Consider the following 14763-nt stretch of genomic DNA (forward strand, 5'->3'; position numbering starts at 1 on the left):
GCCGGAGGGCGAAGTGGAGTTCGACGGTGCCAAGCGTCAAGCGTGTCGCGGTTGCGGGAGCCATCGTTCTTTTCGGGATGGCCGGGCTGGTCGGGCGCATGCCCACTATACCGCAGGGACAATCGCACCCTTCCGAGAATGAGCCGCACAAGGCCAGACAGGTGGCGGAGTCGTTCGGGGCGGACGCCGAACGCTACGACCGGGCCCGGCCCCGCTATCCCGACGCCCTCGTGGAGCGGATCGTCGCCGCCGGCCCCGGGCCCGACGTCCTGGACGTCGGCTGCGGCACCGGCATAGCGGCCCGGCAGTTCCAGGCGGCCGGCTGCACAGTGCTGGGCGTCGACCCCGATGAGCGGATGGCCGAGTTCGCGCGGCACAGCGGGGTCGAGGTGCAGGTGGCGACGTTCGAGGCCTGGGACCCGGCCGGCCGAACGTTCGACGCGGTCATCGCGGGCCAGGCCTGGCACTGGGTGGACCCGGTCGCGGGCGCCGTGAAGGCGGCCCAGGTCCTGCGGCCCGGCGGCCGGCTGGCGGTGTTCGCGCATGTCTTCGAGCCGCCGCCCGCCATCGCGGAGGCCCTCACGGCGGTCTATCGGCGGGTGGTGCCCGACTCGCCGTTCAACGGCCGGCCACCGAAGCAGGGCCTGGACATCTACCAGGAGATGTTCACCGTGTTCGCCGACGGAATCCGAAAGGCGGACGAGTTCGGCGACCCGGAGCAGTGGCGATTCGACTGGGAGCGGTTCTACACCCGCGACGAGTGGCTGGATCTGCTGCCCACGACCGGTGGCCTCACCCGGCTCCCGGCGGACAAACTGGCCGAAGTACTGGCAGACGTCGGGGCAGCCATCGACGCGATCGGGGGCGGCTTCACGATGCCCTACACCACGATGGCGGTCACCGCGGTAAAAATCGGCACCGTCTGACCCGGCTTTCCGGGGTATCCGACGCCGCGGGCAGGACGCCCGCCTTGTGGCCGGGATGAAAGCGCGGTTGGAGAGATCCGGATCGTATCGGCGGTGGCGTGAAAGTACATCCGGGGTCGGAGCTCGATTAGGGTTGAGCGCTTTGTTCGCTTTCTCGCCCCCCGGGAAGTACATATGCGTTCCATCCGTTCCGGCCGTCGATATCGTTTCGGATGGCTGGCCGCATTCGTCGTGGGCGGTTATCTGGCCGCGGTGGTCGCATTCGGGGTCGTCGCGCTGGTGAGCGGTGACGACAGGGTTCTCCGGCCGTTGGTGGTTCTCCCGGGAGAGCCGGGCGCGGGCCGGCAGGTGTTGTTCCTGCTCCTGGTCGGTGCGGCGCAGGGCTGGGCGCTGTGGCAGATTCTCCGCGGGCGGGTCGCCGGGGAGATCGGCGAGCAGGGGAGAGCCGTCCGCCTGCTGCGGGTGGCGCTCTATGTCAATGTGGCCCTCTTTTCGCTCGATTGGTTCGCGGCCTATCTGCCTTGGCGGACCTACGACCTGGAAGAGCTAGGACAGCTCGCCCTGGTGGTGCTGTTCTACCGGGTGCTGGACGGCGCCTCCCGCGCGCTACGGCTCACCGCGCTGGCGGCTGGGACGCTCGCCGTGGCGGGCTCGATCGGTGAGGAGGTGCTCGGCCTTCTCGATCTCCGGAGCCTCGAAGGAGGCTTCGAGATCGTCCAACTGGACGGGTTGACCTGGCTGCTCTGGATGCTGCTGACCCTCGTGGCCCAGGCCGGGGACGGCAGGTGGGGCAGGGGCACCGTGTGGTCGGGGGTGGCGTCCATGGCGCTGCCGTTCTTCGTCGCACCGCTGGCGTTCGCCTTCACCAATGATCACTTCGCCCTCGTGGGGTTCTGGGGCGTGGTCAACCTTTTCTGGCCGGTCTGGCTGGCCCGGTCCGCCCATGACCTCGCCGGCCCGCACACCAGCCGCTCTGGCACAGCGCCGCTCTCACCGCGTCCGCGCTCATCCTGACGTTCCTGTACGGACGGCCGCGCGTTCGCCGTACCGGGTGGCCGTGGCGTGCGTCGCGTCGGTCGTGACGCTCTGCCTGTTCCCGGTGGCGGACCAGGTGCGCGGCCCGGTCACCTCGCGCGGCGACGGCGATCCCTTCGAGGACGGCCTGCTCGACCTGCTGCAGAAGAACGAGCTGGTGGCGGCGCTCCCCGGCCACCTGATGGTCGGCGTTCACTCCGAGATCAGGCTGCCCGCCCCCACATGCTCGCGGCCCCCGATTGCCCCCTGCCGCTATTCGGTGTTGCTAGGTACCAGTAGTCGGTGTTACTTTGTACTGGTAGTTAGCGTCACCGAGTAGCGGCAGGGGGTGTTCCGTGGGCAAGCAACTGACGGAGATGCTCAAGGGAACGCTGGAGGGCATCGTTCTGGCGATCCTGTCCGGCCGGCCCGCGTACGGCTACGAGATCACGGCGTGGCTGCGGGAGCAGGGCTTCTCCGACATCGCCGAGGGCACCATCTACGCGCTGCTCGTCAGGATCGAGCAGCGCGGCCTCGTCGACGTGGAGAAGGTCCCGTCCGAGAAGGGGCCGCCGCGCAAGGTGTACTCCCTGAACGCTCAAGGACGGAAGTACCTCGAAGAGTTCTGGAGGAACTGGAGCTTCCTCACCGAGAGGCTCGAACAACTCCGCGAAGGAGGGAAGTAGACGTGGTCACAGGGTCGAACGAGCCGAAGAGCCGCTACCTGCAGTACCTGGAGGTGGTCACCGGGTCGCTCGAGGACAAGCGGCGCTACCGGCAGTACAAGGCGCGCATCAAGCAGCTTCCCGAGAACTATCGCACGGCCGTCGAAGCGCTGGAGCGGTACCTGATGCACTTCGGGCCGGCGGACGGCGCCGGCGCGATGGCGATGTATGAGGATCTTGCCGATCTGTTCGAACAGAGCGCGGCGGACGGAACCCCAATCCGCGGCATCTTCGGGGAAGACCCCGTGGAGTTCGTGGAGGCGTTCGTGGCCAACTACCCGATCGGGCAGTACAGAACCCGGGAGCGGAACCGCTTCACCGGCGCCATCGAACGCGCCGCCGGCGAAAACACCGCAAGAAAGGACAGGACAGACTGATGACGACACAGCAAGCCCAGGCGATCCAGGTGCAAGGTCTGGAGAAGTCGTACAAGGACCTGCATGTGCTGCGCGGCGTGGACTTCACCGTGGCGCGGGGCAGCATCTTCGCCCTGCTCGGCTCGAACGGGGCGGGCAAGACCACGGTCGTGAAGATCCTGTCCACGCTGCTCAAGGCGGACGCGGGGACGGCCGGCGTCAACGGCTTCGACGTCGCCACGCAACCGGCGAACGTGCGAGAGTCCATCAGCCTCACCGGACAGTTCGCCGCCGTCGACGAGATCCTCAGCGGGCGGGAGAACCTCGTGCTGGTCGCCCGGTTACGGCATCTCAAGAATCCCGGCCAGATCGCCGATGACCTGCTGAGGCGTTTCTCGCTGACCGACGCGGGCGCGCGCAGGGTGTCGACGTATTCAGGTGGCATGCGCCGCCGCCTGGACATCGCGATGAGCCTCATCGGCAATCCGCCAGTCGTCTTCCTCGACGAGCCGACGACCGGGCTCGATCCCCAGGCGCGCATCGAGGTGTGGCAGGCCGTCAGGGAACTCGCCGCCCAAGGCACGACGGTGCTGCTCACCACGCAGTACCTGGACGAGGCCGAACACCTCGCCGACCGGATCGCGATCCTGCACCAGGGCCGGATCATCGTGAACGGCACCCTGGCCGAACTCAAGCAGCTACTCCCGCCCGCCAAGGTCGAATACGTCGAGAAGCAACCGACCCTGGAGGACATCTTCCTCACCCTCGTCGGCACCGACGGCAAGGACGGCGACGCCGACAAACACCGCATCTCGGTACGCAAGTAAGGAACAACGATGAGCAAGCATTTCTTCGGTGACACCGCCGTCCTGCTGGGACGCTCCCTGCGCCACATCACACGCAGCGTGGACACCATCGTCACGACCGCGATAATGCCGATCGCCATGCTGCTGATGTTCGTCTACGTGTTCGGCGGCGCGATCAACACAGGGTCGGTCTCGTATGTGAACTACCTGCTGCCCGGCATTCTGCTCATCACGGTCGCCTCGGGCATCGCCTACACCGCGTTCCGGCTGTTCATGGACATGAAGGGCGGCATCTTCGAGCGCTTCCAGTCCATGCCGATCGCGCGGTCGTCGGTGCTGTGGGCGCACGTGCTGACCTCGCTGGTCGCCAATCTGATCTCGCTCGTGGTCGTCGTGCTCGTCGCCCTGCTCATGGGTTTCCGCTCGGGGGCGGGAGTGCCGGCGTGGCTCGCGGTCGCCGGCATGCTGATCCTGTTCACCCTGGCGTTGACGTGGCTCGCCGTCATCGCCGGTCTGTCCGCGAAGTCCGTGGACGGCGCGAGCGCGTTCTCCTACCCGCTCATCTTCCTGCCCTTCCTCAGCTCGGCGTTCGTGCCCACCGACACCATGCCCGGCCCGCTGCGCGTCTTCGCCGAGCACCAGCCGGTGACCTCCATCGTCAACGCCATTCGCGACCTGTTCACCCAGCAGCCGGTCGGCACCGACATCTGGATCGCCCTGGCCTGGTGTGTCGGCATCCTCATCGTCGCGTACGTCTTCGCCATGAACACCTACCGCCGCAAGATCTCCTAGGCAATATCGGTCGGGCTTGTCGTAATCCCGATGAGCGTGGCGGACAGTTCGAGCTCCACACAACACGTCCTATCGCGAGACAGGGAAGATCATGACTGAATCCCTCCACACCGTCACGACGATGCCGGCGGCGCGTCAGTCCGGCTGTCCCTTCGACCCGCCCAAGGAGCTGATCGACGCCCGCGAGCACGGCCCGATCAGCCGCTTCCCCTTCCCCGACGGGCACCAGGGCTGGCTGGTCACCGGCTACGACCTGGTCCGGGCGCTCCTGGCCGACCCGCGATTCAGCTCGCGCAAGGAACTCATGCGCCACCACCCGCTGATCGACTACGGCGACATCGAGGTCCCCCCGGCGCCGCCCGGCGAGTTCCTCCTCATGGACGAGCCACAGCACGGCCGCTACCGCAAACCACTGGTCGGTAAGTTCACCGTCCGCCGGATGCGACTGCTCACCGAACGCGTCGAGCAGATCACCGCCGACCACCTGGACGCCATGGAGAAGGCCGGACCGCAGGTGGACCTGGTGACCGCGTTCGCCAAGCCCATCCCCGCCATCGTGATCTGCGAGCTGCTGGGCGTGCCGTACGAGGACCGGGGCTTCTTCCAGGAGAACATCGACAAGTTCCTCGGCGGAGAGGTCGGCGACGAGGAGCTGATCGCGGCCTACACCGCGACCCAGCAGTACCTCGCCGAGTTGGTGGCGGCCAAGCGCGCGAACCCCACCGACGACGTGCTCAGCGACCTGCTCGACAGCGACCTGACCGACGAGGAGCTGCAGGGGATGGCCCTGATCCTGCTGTCGGCCGGGTTCGACACCACCGCGAACATGCTGGCGCTGGGCACCTTCGCGCTGCTGCGGAACCCGGACCAGCTCGCCGCGCTGCGCGCCGAGCCCACGCTCACCGACCAGGCCGTCGAAGAACTGCTGCGGTATCTGAGCGTCGCCAAGCAGTTCCACAGGGTCGCGCTGGAGGACATCGAGCTGGGCGGCCACACCATCACGGCCGGTACGACGGTCATCCTGTCGCTCAACACCGCCAACCGCGACCCCGAGCGCTTCCCCAACCCCCACGTGCTCGACCTGCGCAGGCAGGACGGCGGCCACCTGGCCTTCAGTCACGGCATCCACCAGTGCCTGGGCCAGCAGCTCGCCCGCGTCGAGATGCGCGTCGCCTTCCCCGCACTCCTCAACCGCTTCCCCACGCTGCGCCTGGCCGTACCCGCCGAAGAGGTCGCCCTGCGCCCGGAGACCGCCGACATCTACGGGGTCAAGAGCCTCCCGGTCACCTGGGACGCGTAACCACGAACCAATGACAGGCGAGAGCACGTACGGGCCGCCCGCCACCGCTGTGCCTGCTCGCCTGCGGCGATCGCGTCCGCGGCCCGTTTACGCCCGTATTCCGGTGGCCCCCTGACGAGGGCGGCTCGCGTTCCACGACAAGACCACCAAGTGCGAGCCGGAGCGACACGACGGCATGGAACCGATGGCCGGCCGTGTCCGCCTTCGACGAAAACTGCTCGTGCTCCTCGCACACCACTCTTGCCGCACCGATCCAGCAACACGGACCGTCCCGGTCGATCCGACGTACGTCTGCTCCAGAAGTCTCAGACTCCCTGCATTTCAGATCTCCAGAAAGGAATACAGCATGGAGGACACGACAAGCGGGACACCCGAACAGGGACACGTCGGGCGCCGGACCGTGTTGAAGGGCGTGCTGGGTGCCGGCGCGCTCGCCAGCACGCACGCCGCCCTCGCCGGCCGCGCCAACGCCTCCGTGAGCGGTGACGATGCCGGGCACGGTGTCGAGCACGGCTGGGGAAAAGTCGCCGACGCGTTCCGCAAGAACTTCAAAGACAACCCTGGCGAGGTCGGCGCGGCGTGCAGCGTCTACGTGGGCGGCCGCCCCGTCGTCAACCTGTGGGGCGGCCTCGCCGATCGCGAGGCGAACCGACCGTGGCGCAAGAACACCATCGTCCAGGTCGCATCCACCACGAAAGGTGCCACCGCGATCTGTGCCCACATGCTGGCACAGCGAGGTGAGCTGGATCTGGACGCCCCGGTGGCCCGGTACTGGCCGGAGTTCGGCGCTGCCGGCAAGGGCCAGATCCCGGTGCGCTGGTTACTGTCACACCAGGCCGGTCTGCCGATCGTCGACGGACCGCTGACATTCGAGCAGGCCTGCGCATGGCACCCGGTCATCCGTGCACTCGAGGCGCAGAAGCCGCTGTGGCAGCCGGGCACCGAGCACGTCTACCACAGCTTCACGTTCGGGTTCCTGGTCGGGGAGGTCGTGCGCCGGATCTCCGGCAAGTCACTGGGCAGGTTCTTCGCCGAGGAGGTGGCCGCCCCGCTCGGACTGAGCGCCTGGATCGGGCTGCCTGAGAAACAGGAGAGACGGGTGGCCCGGATCCACTACGCCGCACCGTTCAGCGTGGAGGAGCTCACGGCCGGGCTGATCGCGATCACCGGACTCGACGCGGACACCGTCACCGTATGGGTGAACGCCGTGTGGGGCCCGGGCTCGGTCCAAGCCCGCGCCGGCGAGCTCGGCGGCGCCCTGGACAACACGACCGGCTATCACACCACGCGTGCCTGGCGCGCGGCCGAGTTCCCGGCCGCGAACATGCTCGCGGACGCGCGATCGGTGGCGCGGATGTACGCCGCCACGGTCAGCGACGTCGACGGGGTGCGGCTGCTCGATCCGTCAACAGTCGAGAAGATGACAGCCGTCCAGACCGACAAGACGCCGATGCACGGGCTGCCGCCGGGGCTGAACATCCCGGCTGACCGCTCCTTCTACATGTCACTGGGGTTCTGGCGAGCCTGCCCGCCGCTGCCGATGGCCGGGCCGGGGTCGTTCGGCCACCCGGGCTCGGGCGGATCGATCGGTTTCGCCGACCCCGATGCCGGTGTCGGCTTCGGCTACGTGACCAACCTCTGGAACTTCCGGCCCGACGACCCGCGGGCGTCGAACCTGGCCAAGGCCGTCCGGTCCTGCCTCGGTTGACGACAGCCCTCGCGTGACGGAACTCCAGGAGACGCTGCAGGAGCCGGCAGACCGGCACGACATCCCCGACGCCGGCGTCGTTGACCGCCTGCGGCGGGGGAGATAGGAGGCACTGGCCGAACTGGTCGATCCGGGTGGGTCCGGTGGGTGAGCTGCGCGGCACCGGGCAACTGCTGTGGGCGCTGCCCGGCTCCTGGGTCGAGATCGAGCAGGGCCGAACGGCAGTGCTGGTAAGCGTCAGCACAGCACATCGAGGAGCTCGTCAAGCAGCTCACGGTCCTGGAGTACGGTCGCCGTCTCGCCCAGCAGGACGTCCACCCGCTGGGAGTGCCGGTCGACCCGGAGATGGAGGCGGGTGGCGAGCAGATGGTTACGGACGCGCGGGCCGCCGGGCACCTCACAGGAGAGCAGGCCGGTCGCCAGCACCAGTTCCAGCTGGTCCTCGACCTGGTCCAGTTGGTTGGAGATCGAGTAGAGGTCGCGGTACCAGCGCTGCTGCCGTTGCCGCTCCCGTTCCGCCTCCGCCCAGGCCTGCCAGGAAGGCAGCCAGTCGCCATAGGCCCTGACCACCTCGGGCCGGTCCTGCCGGGTCTACCGGCGGGACGTCGTCTGCCCGTTCTCGTCCGTTTCCTCGATGCGGCGCGGACCGGTCTCGGACAGCTCCGGAGCGTCCAGTTCGGCGTCGATGAGCTCATCGTGGCGCAGCCAGCCGTCGAGCCTGTCCGGGGGAGCCGGGTGTGGTGCGCTCCGGACGGGATCGACGGAGAGGAAGACCTCGCCCAGCCCTGCCTCGCGATCCGGTTTGACCTCGTTCGGCAGGTCTGCCAGCCAGAGCACCTGACTGTGTTGGCGGAGGTCCCGGATCGGGGCCCGGCGGGCCGATGCGAGGTCGCGGAGAAACTCCACCAGGCGCGTGCTGGAGTCGATCAGCTGGGGATCGTGGGCCCGGGACTGCTGCACGCTCACGTGGTTCCCTTCTCCTTCGAGTCGTGGGGGGGGTGAGGCGAGGTGATGGGCGCCTGGGGATACGAGCGACGTCAGAGGTCGGGCGCGAGCAAGGCTTCTCTTCGGAGGAACGATTCCGAGTGGACGAGATTTTAGTGGTGGCCGGGTCGTGAAGGAATGGATCGTTCCCGTAATGAGATGACCCTGCGGCTCCGTGCGGTACGGACGCCGATGATCCGGGCCTCGCGCCTGAACCGCCGGGCGGCCTCCTCTGGTTCGATCCGAAAAGGGGCGCGTGGTCAGTCGTTCAGGGCGACGGTGACACCGCCGGAGAAGGGGGAGTCGTGTAGTTCGATCGCCTTGATCCTGAAGTTCTTCGGGACGTCGAAGAGCAGGATCCCGTTGACCGCGTTGCCGGGGTTGATGGTGTTGAGGAAGGCGTTGGAATTCTTCAGCCCGAGGGCGGCGGCGCCGGAGTCGGGGTCGTACTGCCTGCCCTTGGTGTCGATGAGCTTCTGCGAGGAGTCGCTGAACAGCTGGGACTCGTCGCCGATGTTCTTCACGGTGACGTGCACCAGGACGTACTGCCCCTGGGCATCAGATCCGACGTACTCGTCGCCGACCCGCGCGACGCCCTTCTCGATCTTGGTGATCCTGAAGGCGAACTTGCCGTCCCTGACGGTGTCGCCGATTCCCGCCGACTTGGGTTCGGTCTTCTTCGCGGGGGCGGAGGTGTCGGTGGCCGCGGTGTCGTCCGAGCTCGCTGAGTTCCCGCTGTCCTTGTCGCCTCCGCTGAGGAGGACGCCGATCACCACCAGGCCGATCAGCACGGCGGCGCCGATGAGGATCGCGCGCAGGCAGCCGCCTCGCTTCCGCTGCACGATCACCACCTGTGGAGGGGGTTGGGGGTGGCCGTGCTGCGGGGGTTGCGGGTTTCCGTGCATGGCGGGACCTCGCTTTTCCAGGGGGTGGGGGCGATCGTGCGACGCCAGTGAATCATAGTGTGAATACGATGCACAAGATTAAGACTTGTGACTGTCGCATATATGCATATCATCACTAATTGATGTATCTCGTTCTTGTCTGATTGGATTGCACTCAAGTCGCGGCAGATACCCCGGAGCGCGTGTGTTGCCGCACCCCGGGGCGGGCAGGTTCAAGCAGCCAGGACGACCGCCCTGGTCACCGGACCAGAAGACGTGTCGGTTCGGTGAGTACGTAGGCCGCGGCGGGGAAGTCGGCCAGGCGGGCGGCCAGCGTCTCGACGGCGAGTTCGCGCGGTAGCGCGGTGTTGAACTTGAGCCCGTTCAGCGCCCTGTCGTCCACCTGCGGGTGCCGGAGGTGGAGAGCGCGAAGGTCAGCGCGCCGGAGCGGTCCGGTGAGGTCGGCGCGGAGCCGGACGCGTAGGTCGTCCACCCGATGGATGGGATCGGCCAGCGACCCCAGGGTGGCCATCAGCGTGGCGTTGCCCCGGTAACCCGCCCAGGTCCACCAGTAAAGGTCACCGTCCTCGCGCACGATCACGGTGCCGTCGGGGTGGACGGTGTCGGCGATCTCCGCGCGGACCTTGGCGAGTACGTCGACGGCCCGGCGGGTGAGTCGTACCGGAGGGTCGGTGCCCAGGGCGACGTCCCGCATGGCGCGGGCCAGCGCGAAGGACGTGCCGCCGAACGCGGTGGACGTCCAGCGGGCCTCCCCTCCGGTTCCCTCCACGGGGTCGACGAAGCACCGCCGCCGCTTCCAGTCGATCCAATCGACCTTCCAGGTCCGCCCCGCCAGCAGCAGCAGACGCGGTCCCTGCACCGAGGAGGTCAGCAGACCGGGATCGGTACGGCCGATCTCGACGCTGCCGTGCAGCACGGTGAACTCCGGCGGTGCGGTGAAGACTGCGGTCAGGTCCATGAAGTGGCGATGCCCGAAGCGCTGCTCGGCCTCCGGCCCGATGAGCAGCATGCCGCCGTCCCGTTCGAGGAACCCCTCGGTGACCAGGTGGTCGAGCACGGGTCGGGCGGAACGAAGCTCGAAGGGGGACAGGCCGTTCCACCAGTCAGGCCAGAGCGAGTCGCCGATCCGCCCCTCCTGCAGGGTGAGCGCGAGCAACTGCTGCGCGACGATGTGCCGGGGGTTCGGCGGCGGCTGCACGGGCTCGACGTAACCCGTTCCCCATAGTCGCAGCAGACCGGCCGCGGCGAGCAGGTCGTCCCGGCTCAGCGCCAGCAGCAGGCAGTTGCGGGTACCCGCCGAGCGCCGGCCGGTACGGCCCAGCCGCTGCAGGAACGAGGCGACCGACCAGGGCGCGTTGATCTGGATGACCCGGTCCAAGTCGCCGACGTCGACCCCCAGCTCCAGGGTGGAGGTGGAGACGATGACGCAGTCACGGGCCTGGGCGAAGGCCTCCTCGGCGCGGCGGCGTTCGTCGGCGGAGAGCGAGGCGTGGGACAGGAAGGTGGTCACGCCGTGGCCGCGGAGCGTCTCGCCCAGCTCCTCGACCATGCGCCGGGAGTCGCAGAAGACCAGCCGCTTCTCACCCGCGTGCAACGCGGCGATGACCCGTGCCGCGTTCGCCACGGAGCCGACGTAGTCAAGCTCGATGTCGGGGGAACGGGAATCGGTGACCGTCCCGGGGGAGATCACCCGCGCGGGCCGGTCCGTACCGGTTCCCTGCAGCCAGGAGAGCAACTCGCCGGGGTTGCCGACGGTGGCCGAGAGACCGATCCGCTGGATCGGGCGCTCGGCCAGGTGGGTGAGACGTTCCAGGACGCAGAGCAGGTGCCAGCCCCGATCGTCCTTGGCGAAGGCGTGCACCTCGTCCACCACCACGGTCCGCAGGTCCCGCATGAAACGCCGGTGGTCCACCCGGGTCCCGATGAACATCGCCTCCAGCGACTCCGGGGTGGTCAGCAGCACGTCCGGCGGGTCACGCAGGATCGACTGCCGCCGCGAGGCGGAGACATCGCCGTGCCAGAGCTCCACCCGCCTGCCCAGCCAGGTCGCGTACCTCTGCAGCCGTGGCAGCAGGTTGTTGAGCAGCGCCTTCAGCGGGCACACGTAGATCACCGACAGGCCGCTCCAGCGCTGCTCCTCCATCATGGAGAGCAGCGGGAACACCACCGCCTCGGTCTTGCCCCCGGCGGTCGGGGCGACCAGCAGCGCGTCCAGCCCGTCCCCGATCGGGGTGAGGGCATCGGCCTGCAGCGGCCGGAGCCGGGACCAGCCGAGGGTGTTGGTGACGTGGTGGGCCAGCGTCGGGTGCAGCGCGATCACAGCAGGTCGAGTTCCACCTCGTCCGCCGACACGGCCCGAGGTACCCGGCGGGTCGCGTTGCGCTCGTCGTCGTTCAGTTCGGTGTCGAGGACGGTCAGGCGGTAGTGCCTGCGGGGGGCGAACTCCTCATGCTCGGCCACCCGGTGCAACACGTCCGCGACGAGTTTGCGCAGGAACGTCCGCGGTGCCGTGCCCACCCCCAGGTGGCCCGCGACGGCGGTGGCCAGTTCCTTGATGTAGCCGTCGTCGACCAGCGACCTGATCCGCGCCTCGGCGGGATTCCCCTCGGCATAGAGGTCGCGTACGGCGCAGCCGAGCTGGACGAGCTTGTCGGTGTCGAAACCGGTGAGCCGGATCTGCACCGCGTGGGCCGTGTCGAACCGGGGGTCGGTGTCGAAGTCGGTGGCCAGCCGCTGAGCCAGCGGCGTGAGTCGCTGTACCCCCTGCTGCCCGTCGTAGAACGCGGGGGTGCCGGTGATGACGAGATAGAGCCCGGGGAACCGGCCCTTGTCGATCTCGTCGATGAGCTGCCGGAGCGTGTTGAGGCTCCGCTCCCGGATGTCGCTGCGCATCCGCTGCAGCGTCTCGATCTCGTCGAGCACCACGAGCAGTCCGGGATGACCGCAGTCGCGCAGCACGGTCAGCAGGCCCTGCAGGAAACCGAGCGCGTTCCCCGAGTCCAGGTTCCCCTTGATGCCCGCGTAGCGGCGGACCGTCGCCGCCACGTTCGGCTCCCCGCCCACCCAGGCCAGTAACCCGTCCGCGGTGGCCTGGTCCCCGGCGAGCCTGGCCCGGCGGTAGAAGCGCAGCGCGGTCGCGAAGGCGGGAGCGTTCTGGGCCGCCTCGGTGAGCCGGGACTCGATGAGTTCGTCGACCGCCGAGACCATCGCCCGCCGGTCGTCCTTGGCGATCCCCGTCGCGGCACTCGCGTCGTCCTCCAGGGTGAGCAGCCAGGTGTCGACGATCTCGCGCAGCGCGCTCGGTGGGCTGCTGGCCGTGGAGAGGCCGCTGATCAGGGCACGGTAGACGGTCTCCAGCTTGTGCAGCGGAGTCTGGGTGTCCGAGATCTGGATCTCGCTGGTGGCCATCCTCATCCGCTTCGCCCGCTCGGCGAGCCAGCGCGCGAAGAAGGTCTTGCCGGAGCCGTACTCGCCACGGATCGCCTTGAAACCGGCGTTGCCTCCGGTCACGGCGGTGAGGTCCTCGTCGAGCGCCTTCTCGAACCGCTCCATGCCGACCGCGAAGAGATCGAGCCCGTTCTGCGGTACGGTGCCGCGCCCCAGGGCGTCGATGATCTGCCGCCGTCTCGCCCGGCTGACCTTACGTGTCACGGTTCGACCTCCTCGTCGAGAAACTGTTCCTTCAGAAGCCCCAGGTTCAGGTCGACGGTCTGGTCTCCGTCCTTGAGCGTGAGGACGTCGTAACCATCCACATTGAGCAGCCGCTTCGCCGTGACCATCAGCAGCCGGGTCCTGTCCACCGGCTCACCGATCAGCGCCGCTACCTCCGTCACGGCGAGACGGCCGCCTCGCGCCTGCAGTGCGTCGAGCAGCAGGACCACCTTGTCGTCGGAGATATTGCCAGGGGAGATCCGCCGCTGCTCGGCGAACTCGTCGGACGCGGTGACCCGTTCGCCGAGCGTCAGCGGCCGACTCGGGGCGGCCGGTTCGGCAGGTGCCGGGGCGACGGGAGAGCTTCGGCGCGGTGCGGGCGACGCGGCGGGGGGCAGTGACCGCAGGGGTGGCGAGGGCGGTGGTGAAGGCGGTCGGGGCAGCGACCGCATGGGGGGCGGGGGGAGCGGTGGTGAAGGCGGCCGGGAAGGCGGCGCAATGGGAGGCCGCGACCGCATGGGCGGTGGTGAAGGCGGCGCGGAGAAGGGCAGGGAGATCGGCAGATATACGCGAGGTTCTCCCGATGACGTTTTCGAAGGATCATCCGCCGGTGTCACCGGACGGAGACGGTCCTTCGGCACTGAGTGGATCGGCTGCGAGAGCCGCTTGGCGCCGGGGAGATGGATATCCGCCCGCTCGGGAGGCACGGTGACCTGCCGGACCGGGGGCCGGTTCAGCAGGATCCGCCTGCGGCCGAGAACCGCCTGAGCCCACTCCGCGGCGGTCGGGCGGAGCCCACGCGGGGTGGCTGCCTGGGCGAACAACCCGGTGACTGCGGTGGCCACGTACGGATCCAGCCCGGAAAGCAGCTCCGGTTCCGCACCGGGGCGGACATAGGCGTTGCGGGTCAGCAGACGGCCCATGAGCAGTGCGAGTTTGTAGCGGTCGGTGTCCAGATCGGGGCCGGTGGCGGGCTGGTGAGGATCGTCCCAGTCGGGGGTGTGCGCCTGCCGCAGCACGGGCTCACCGCCATGGCGGCGGAAGCCGTCACAGTCGAGGACGAATATCCGGTACGGCGGGGCCGGCCGCCACAGCAGGTTGCGGAACGAGATATCGCCGAGCACGAACCCGTGCCCGTGCAGCAGGTCGATCAACTGGGCGGCGAGCAGGGCGATGGTGACTCGGCCTTCGAGGTCCGGCTGGTGCAGGTCCTGCCAGGACCAGTTGGGGGTGTAGAGCAGGTACTGCAACTCGACCAGCTTGGACTTGCCGCCGATGGTCCCGCGGAACTCGCCGGGGACCTCATGCATGAGGAACCCGGTGACCCGGTCGCCGTGCAGGACCCGTGCCACCGGCCACGCGCAGTGGGCGAAGAGCAACTGCCGGTCCCCGGGGGGAAGGGCGTGGCCGAAACTCACCAGGTCGGCGAGGGCGTGGCCGTTCACCGTCCCGGCCTGCGGCATGTACTCCTTGTAGACGAGCGGACCGGGGCCGTGCACCCGGGTGACCACTCCCTGGCCGCCCTCGCCCAGCGGCTCGGACTCCAGTGACAGCGAGGTGCGTTGCCGGTCATGGGGGTGCGTGCCGAAGGCCATC

Annotated in this window: 15 protein-coding genes; 9 read left to right on the forward strand and 6 right to left on the reverse strand. The window is 68.5% G+C overall.

The features are described from left to right. The first annotated feature begins 98 nt into the window (after nucleotides 1–98). From ABZ260_RS04950 to ABZ260_RS04990, 9 genes are all read left to right on the forward strand, one after another. Complete coding sequence (locus ABZ260_RS04950) at nucleotides 99–926, forward strand: class I SAM-dependent methyltransferase (protein ID WP_355613173.1); 828 nt, start codon at nucleotides 99–101, stop codon at nucleotides 924–926. Nucleotides 927–1100: 174 nt separating this feature from the next. After that, nucleotides 1101–1940, forward strand: coding sequence for a hypothetical protein (locus ABZ260_RS04955; protein ID WP_355613105.1), 840 nt, complete (start codon nucleotides 1101–1103; stop codon nucleotides 1938–1940). Between the two features lie 43 nt (nucleotides 1941–1983). Then, on the forward strand, nucleotides 1984–2280 hold the full coding sequence (locus tag ABZ260_RS04960) for a hypothetical protein (RefSeq protein WP_355613107.1): 297 nt from the start codon (nucleotides 1984–1986) through the stop codon (nucleotides 2278–2280). A 16-nt stretch (nucleotides 2281–2296) separates the two neighbouring features. Next, a complete protein-coding gene (locus ABZ260_RS04965) occupies nucleotides 2297–2626 on the forward strand; it encodes a PadR family transcriptional regulator (RefSeq protein ID WP_355613109.1) in 330 nt (109 codons plus the stop codon). A 2-nt stretch (nucleotides 2627–2628) separates the two neighbouring features. Continuing rightward, nucleotides 2629–3042 (forward strand): DUF1048 domain-containing protein, encoded by a 414-nt coding sequence (locus ABZ260_RS04970; RefSeq protein ID WP_355613111.1) that lies wholly within the window; start codon nucleotides 2629–2631, stop codon nucleotides 3040–3042. Beyond that, nucleotides 3042–3848 carry an ATP-binding cassette domain-containing protein gene (locus ABZ260_RS04975; protein WP_355613113.1) on the forward strand — a complete coding sequence of 269 codons (807 nt, stop codon included), beginning with the start codon at nucleotides 3042–3044 and terminating at the stop codon, nucleotides 3846–3848. Before ABZ260_RS04970 ends, ABZ260_RS04975 begins: the two co-directional genes overlap by 1 nt. A gap of 9 nt (nucleotides 3849–3857) precedes the next feature. Further along, complete coding sequence (locus tag ABZ260_RS04980; RefSeq protein WP_355613115.1) at nucleotides 3858–4619, forward strand: ABC transporter permease; 762 nt, start codon at nucleotides 3858–3860, stop codon at nucleotides 4617–4619. Between the two features lie 91 nt (nucleotides 4620–4710). Then, complete coding sequence (locus ABZ260_RS04985; protein WP_355613117.1) at nucleotides 4711–5919, forward strand: cytochrome P450; 1209 nt, start codon at nucleotides 4711–4713, stop codon at nucleotides 5917–5919. A 346-nt stretch (nucleotides 5920–6265) separates the two neighbouring features. Continuing rightward, a complete protein-coding gene (locus ABZ260_RS04990; protein WP_355613119.1) occupies nucleotides 6266–7627 on the forward strand; it encodes a serine hydrolase domain-containing protein in 1362 nt (453 codons plus the stop codon). A gap of 237 nt (nucleotides 7628–7864) precedes the next feature. Here the strand turns inward: ABZ260_RS04990 and ABZ260_RS04995 are convergent, their stop codons facing one another. The 6 genes from ABZ260_RS04995 to ABZ260_RS05020 all read right to left on the reverse strand — a co-directional run bounded on the left by ABZ260_RS04995 (nucleotide 7865) and on the right by ABZ260_RS05020 (nucleotide 14762). Further along, complete coding sequence (locus ABZ260_RS04995) at nucleotides 7865–8197, reverse strand: hypothetical protein (RefSeq protein WP_355613121.1); 333 nt, start codon at nucleotides 8195–8197, stop codon at nucleotides 7865–7867. A gap of 21 nt (nucleotides 8198–8218) precedes the next feature. Continuing rightward, on the reverse strand, nucleotides 8219–8593 hold the full coding sequence (locus ABZ260_RS05000; RefSeq protein ID WP_355613123.1) for a hypothetical protein: 375 nt from the start codon (nucleotides 8591–8593) through the stop codon (nucleotides 8219–8221). A gap of 278 nt (nucleotides 8594–8871) precedes the next feature. Then, nucleotides 8872–9453, reverse strand: a complete 582-nt coding sequence (locus ABZ260_RS05005) for a DUF4352 domain-containing protein (RefSeq protein ID WP_355613125.1) — start codon at nucleotides 9451–9453, stop codon at nucleotides 8872–8874. 301 nt (nucleotides 9454–9754) lie between these two features. Continuing rightward, the gene (locus ABZ260_RS05010) at nucleotides 9755–11836 is read right to left on the reverse strand and encodes a DEAD/DEAH box helicase (protein ID WP_355613127.1); all 2082 of its coding nucleotides are present in this window, start codon (nucleotides 11834–11836) and stop codon (nucleotides 9755–9757) included. Next, nucleotides 11833–13167, reverse strand: a complete 1335-nt coding sequence (gene brxD, locus ABZ260_RS05015) for a BREX system ATP-binding protein BrxD (protein WP_355613129.1) — start codon at nucleotides 13165–13167, stop codon at nucleotides 11833–11835. Before brxD ends, ABZ260_RS05010 begins: the two co-directional genes overlap by 4 nt. Continuing rightward, nucleotides 13164–14762, reverse strand: coding sequence for a hypothetical protein (locus tag ABZ260_RS05020; protein WP_355613131.1), 1599 nt, complete (start codon nucleotides 14760–14762; stop codon nucleotides 13164–13166). The genes brxD and ABZ260_RS05020 overlap by 4 nt, the downstream gene beginning before the upstream one ends. Between the last annotated feature and the right edge of the window lies 1 nt (nucleotide 14763).

It is taken from the genome of Streptosporangium sp. NPDC006013 (assembly GCF_040614275.1).
Lineage (GTDB): Bacteria > Actinomycetota > Actinomycetes > Streptosporangiales > Streptosporangiaceae > Streptosporangium.

Coding starts and splice junctions, on each gene's coding strand:
- ABZ260_RS04950 (WP_355613173.1), top strand. CDS start 99: ATGCCCACTATACCGCAGGGACAATCGCACCCTTCCGAGAATGAGCCG.
- ABZ260_RS04980 (WP_355613115.1), top strand. CDS start 3,858: ATGAGCAAGCATTTCTTCGGTGACACCGCCGTCCTGCTGGGACGCTCC.
- ABZ260_RS04975 (WP_355613113.1), top strand. CDS start 3,042: ATGACGACACAGCAAGCCCAGGCGATCCAGGTGCAAGGTCTGGAGAAG.
- ABZ260_RS04990 (WP_355613119.1), top strand. CDS start 6,266: ATGGAGGACACGACAAGCGGGACACCCGAACAGGGACACGTCGGGCGC.
- ABZ260_RS04985 (WP_355613117.1), top strand. CDS start 4,711: ATGACTGAATCCCTCCACACCGTCACGACGATGCCGGCGGCGCGTCAG.
- ABZ260_RS04955 (WP_355613105.1), top strand. CDS start 1,101: ATGCGTTCCATCCGTTCCGGCCGTCGATATCGTTTCGGATGGCTGGCC.
- ABZ260_RS05020 (WP_355613131.1), bottom strand. CDS start 14,762: ATGGCCTTCGGCACGCACCCCCATGACCGGCAACGCACCTCGCTGTCA.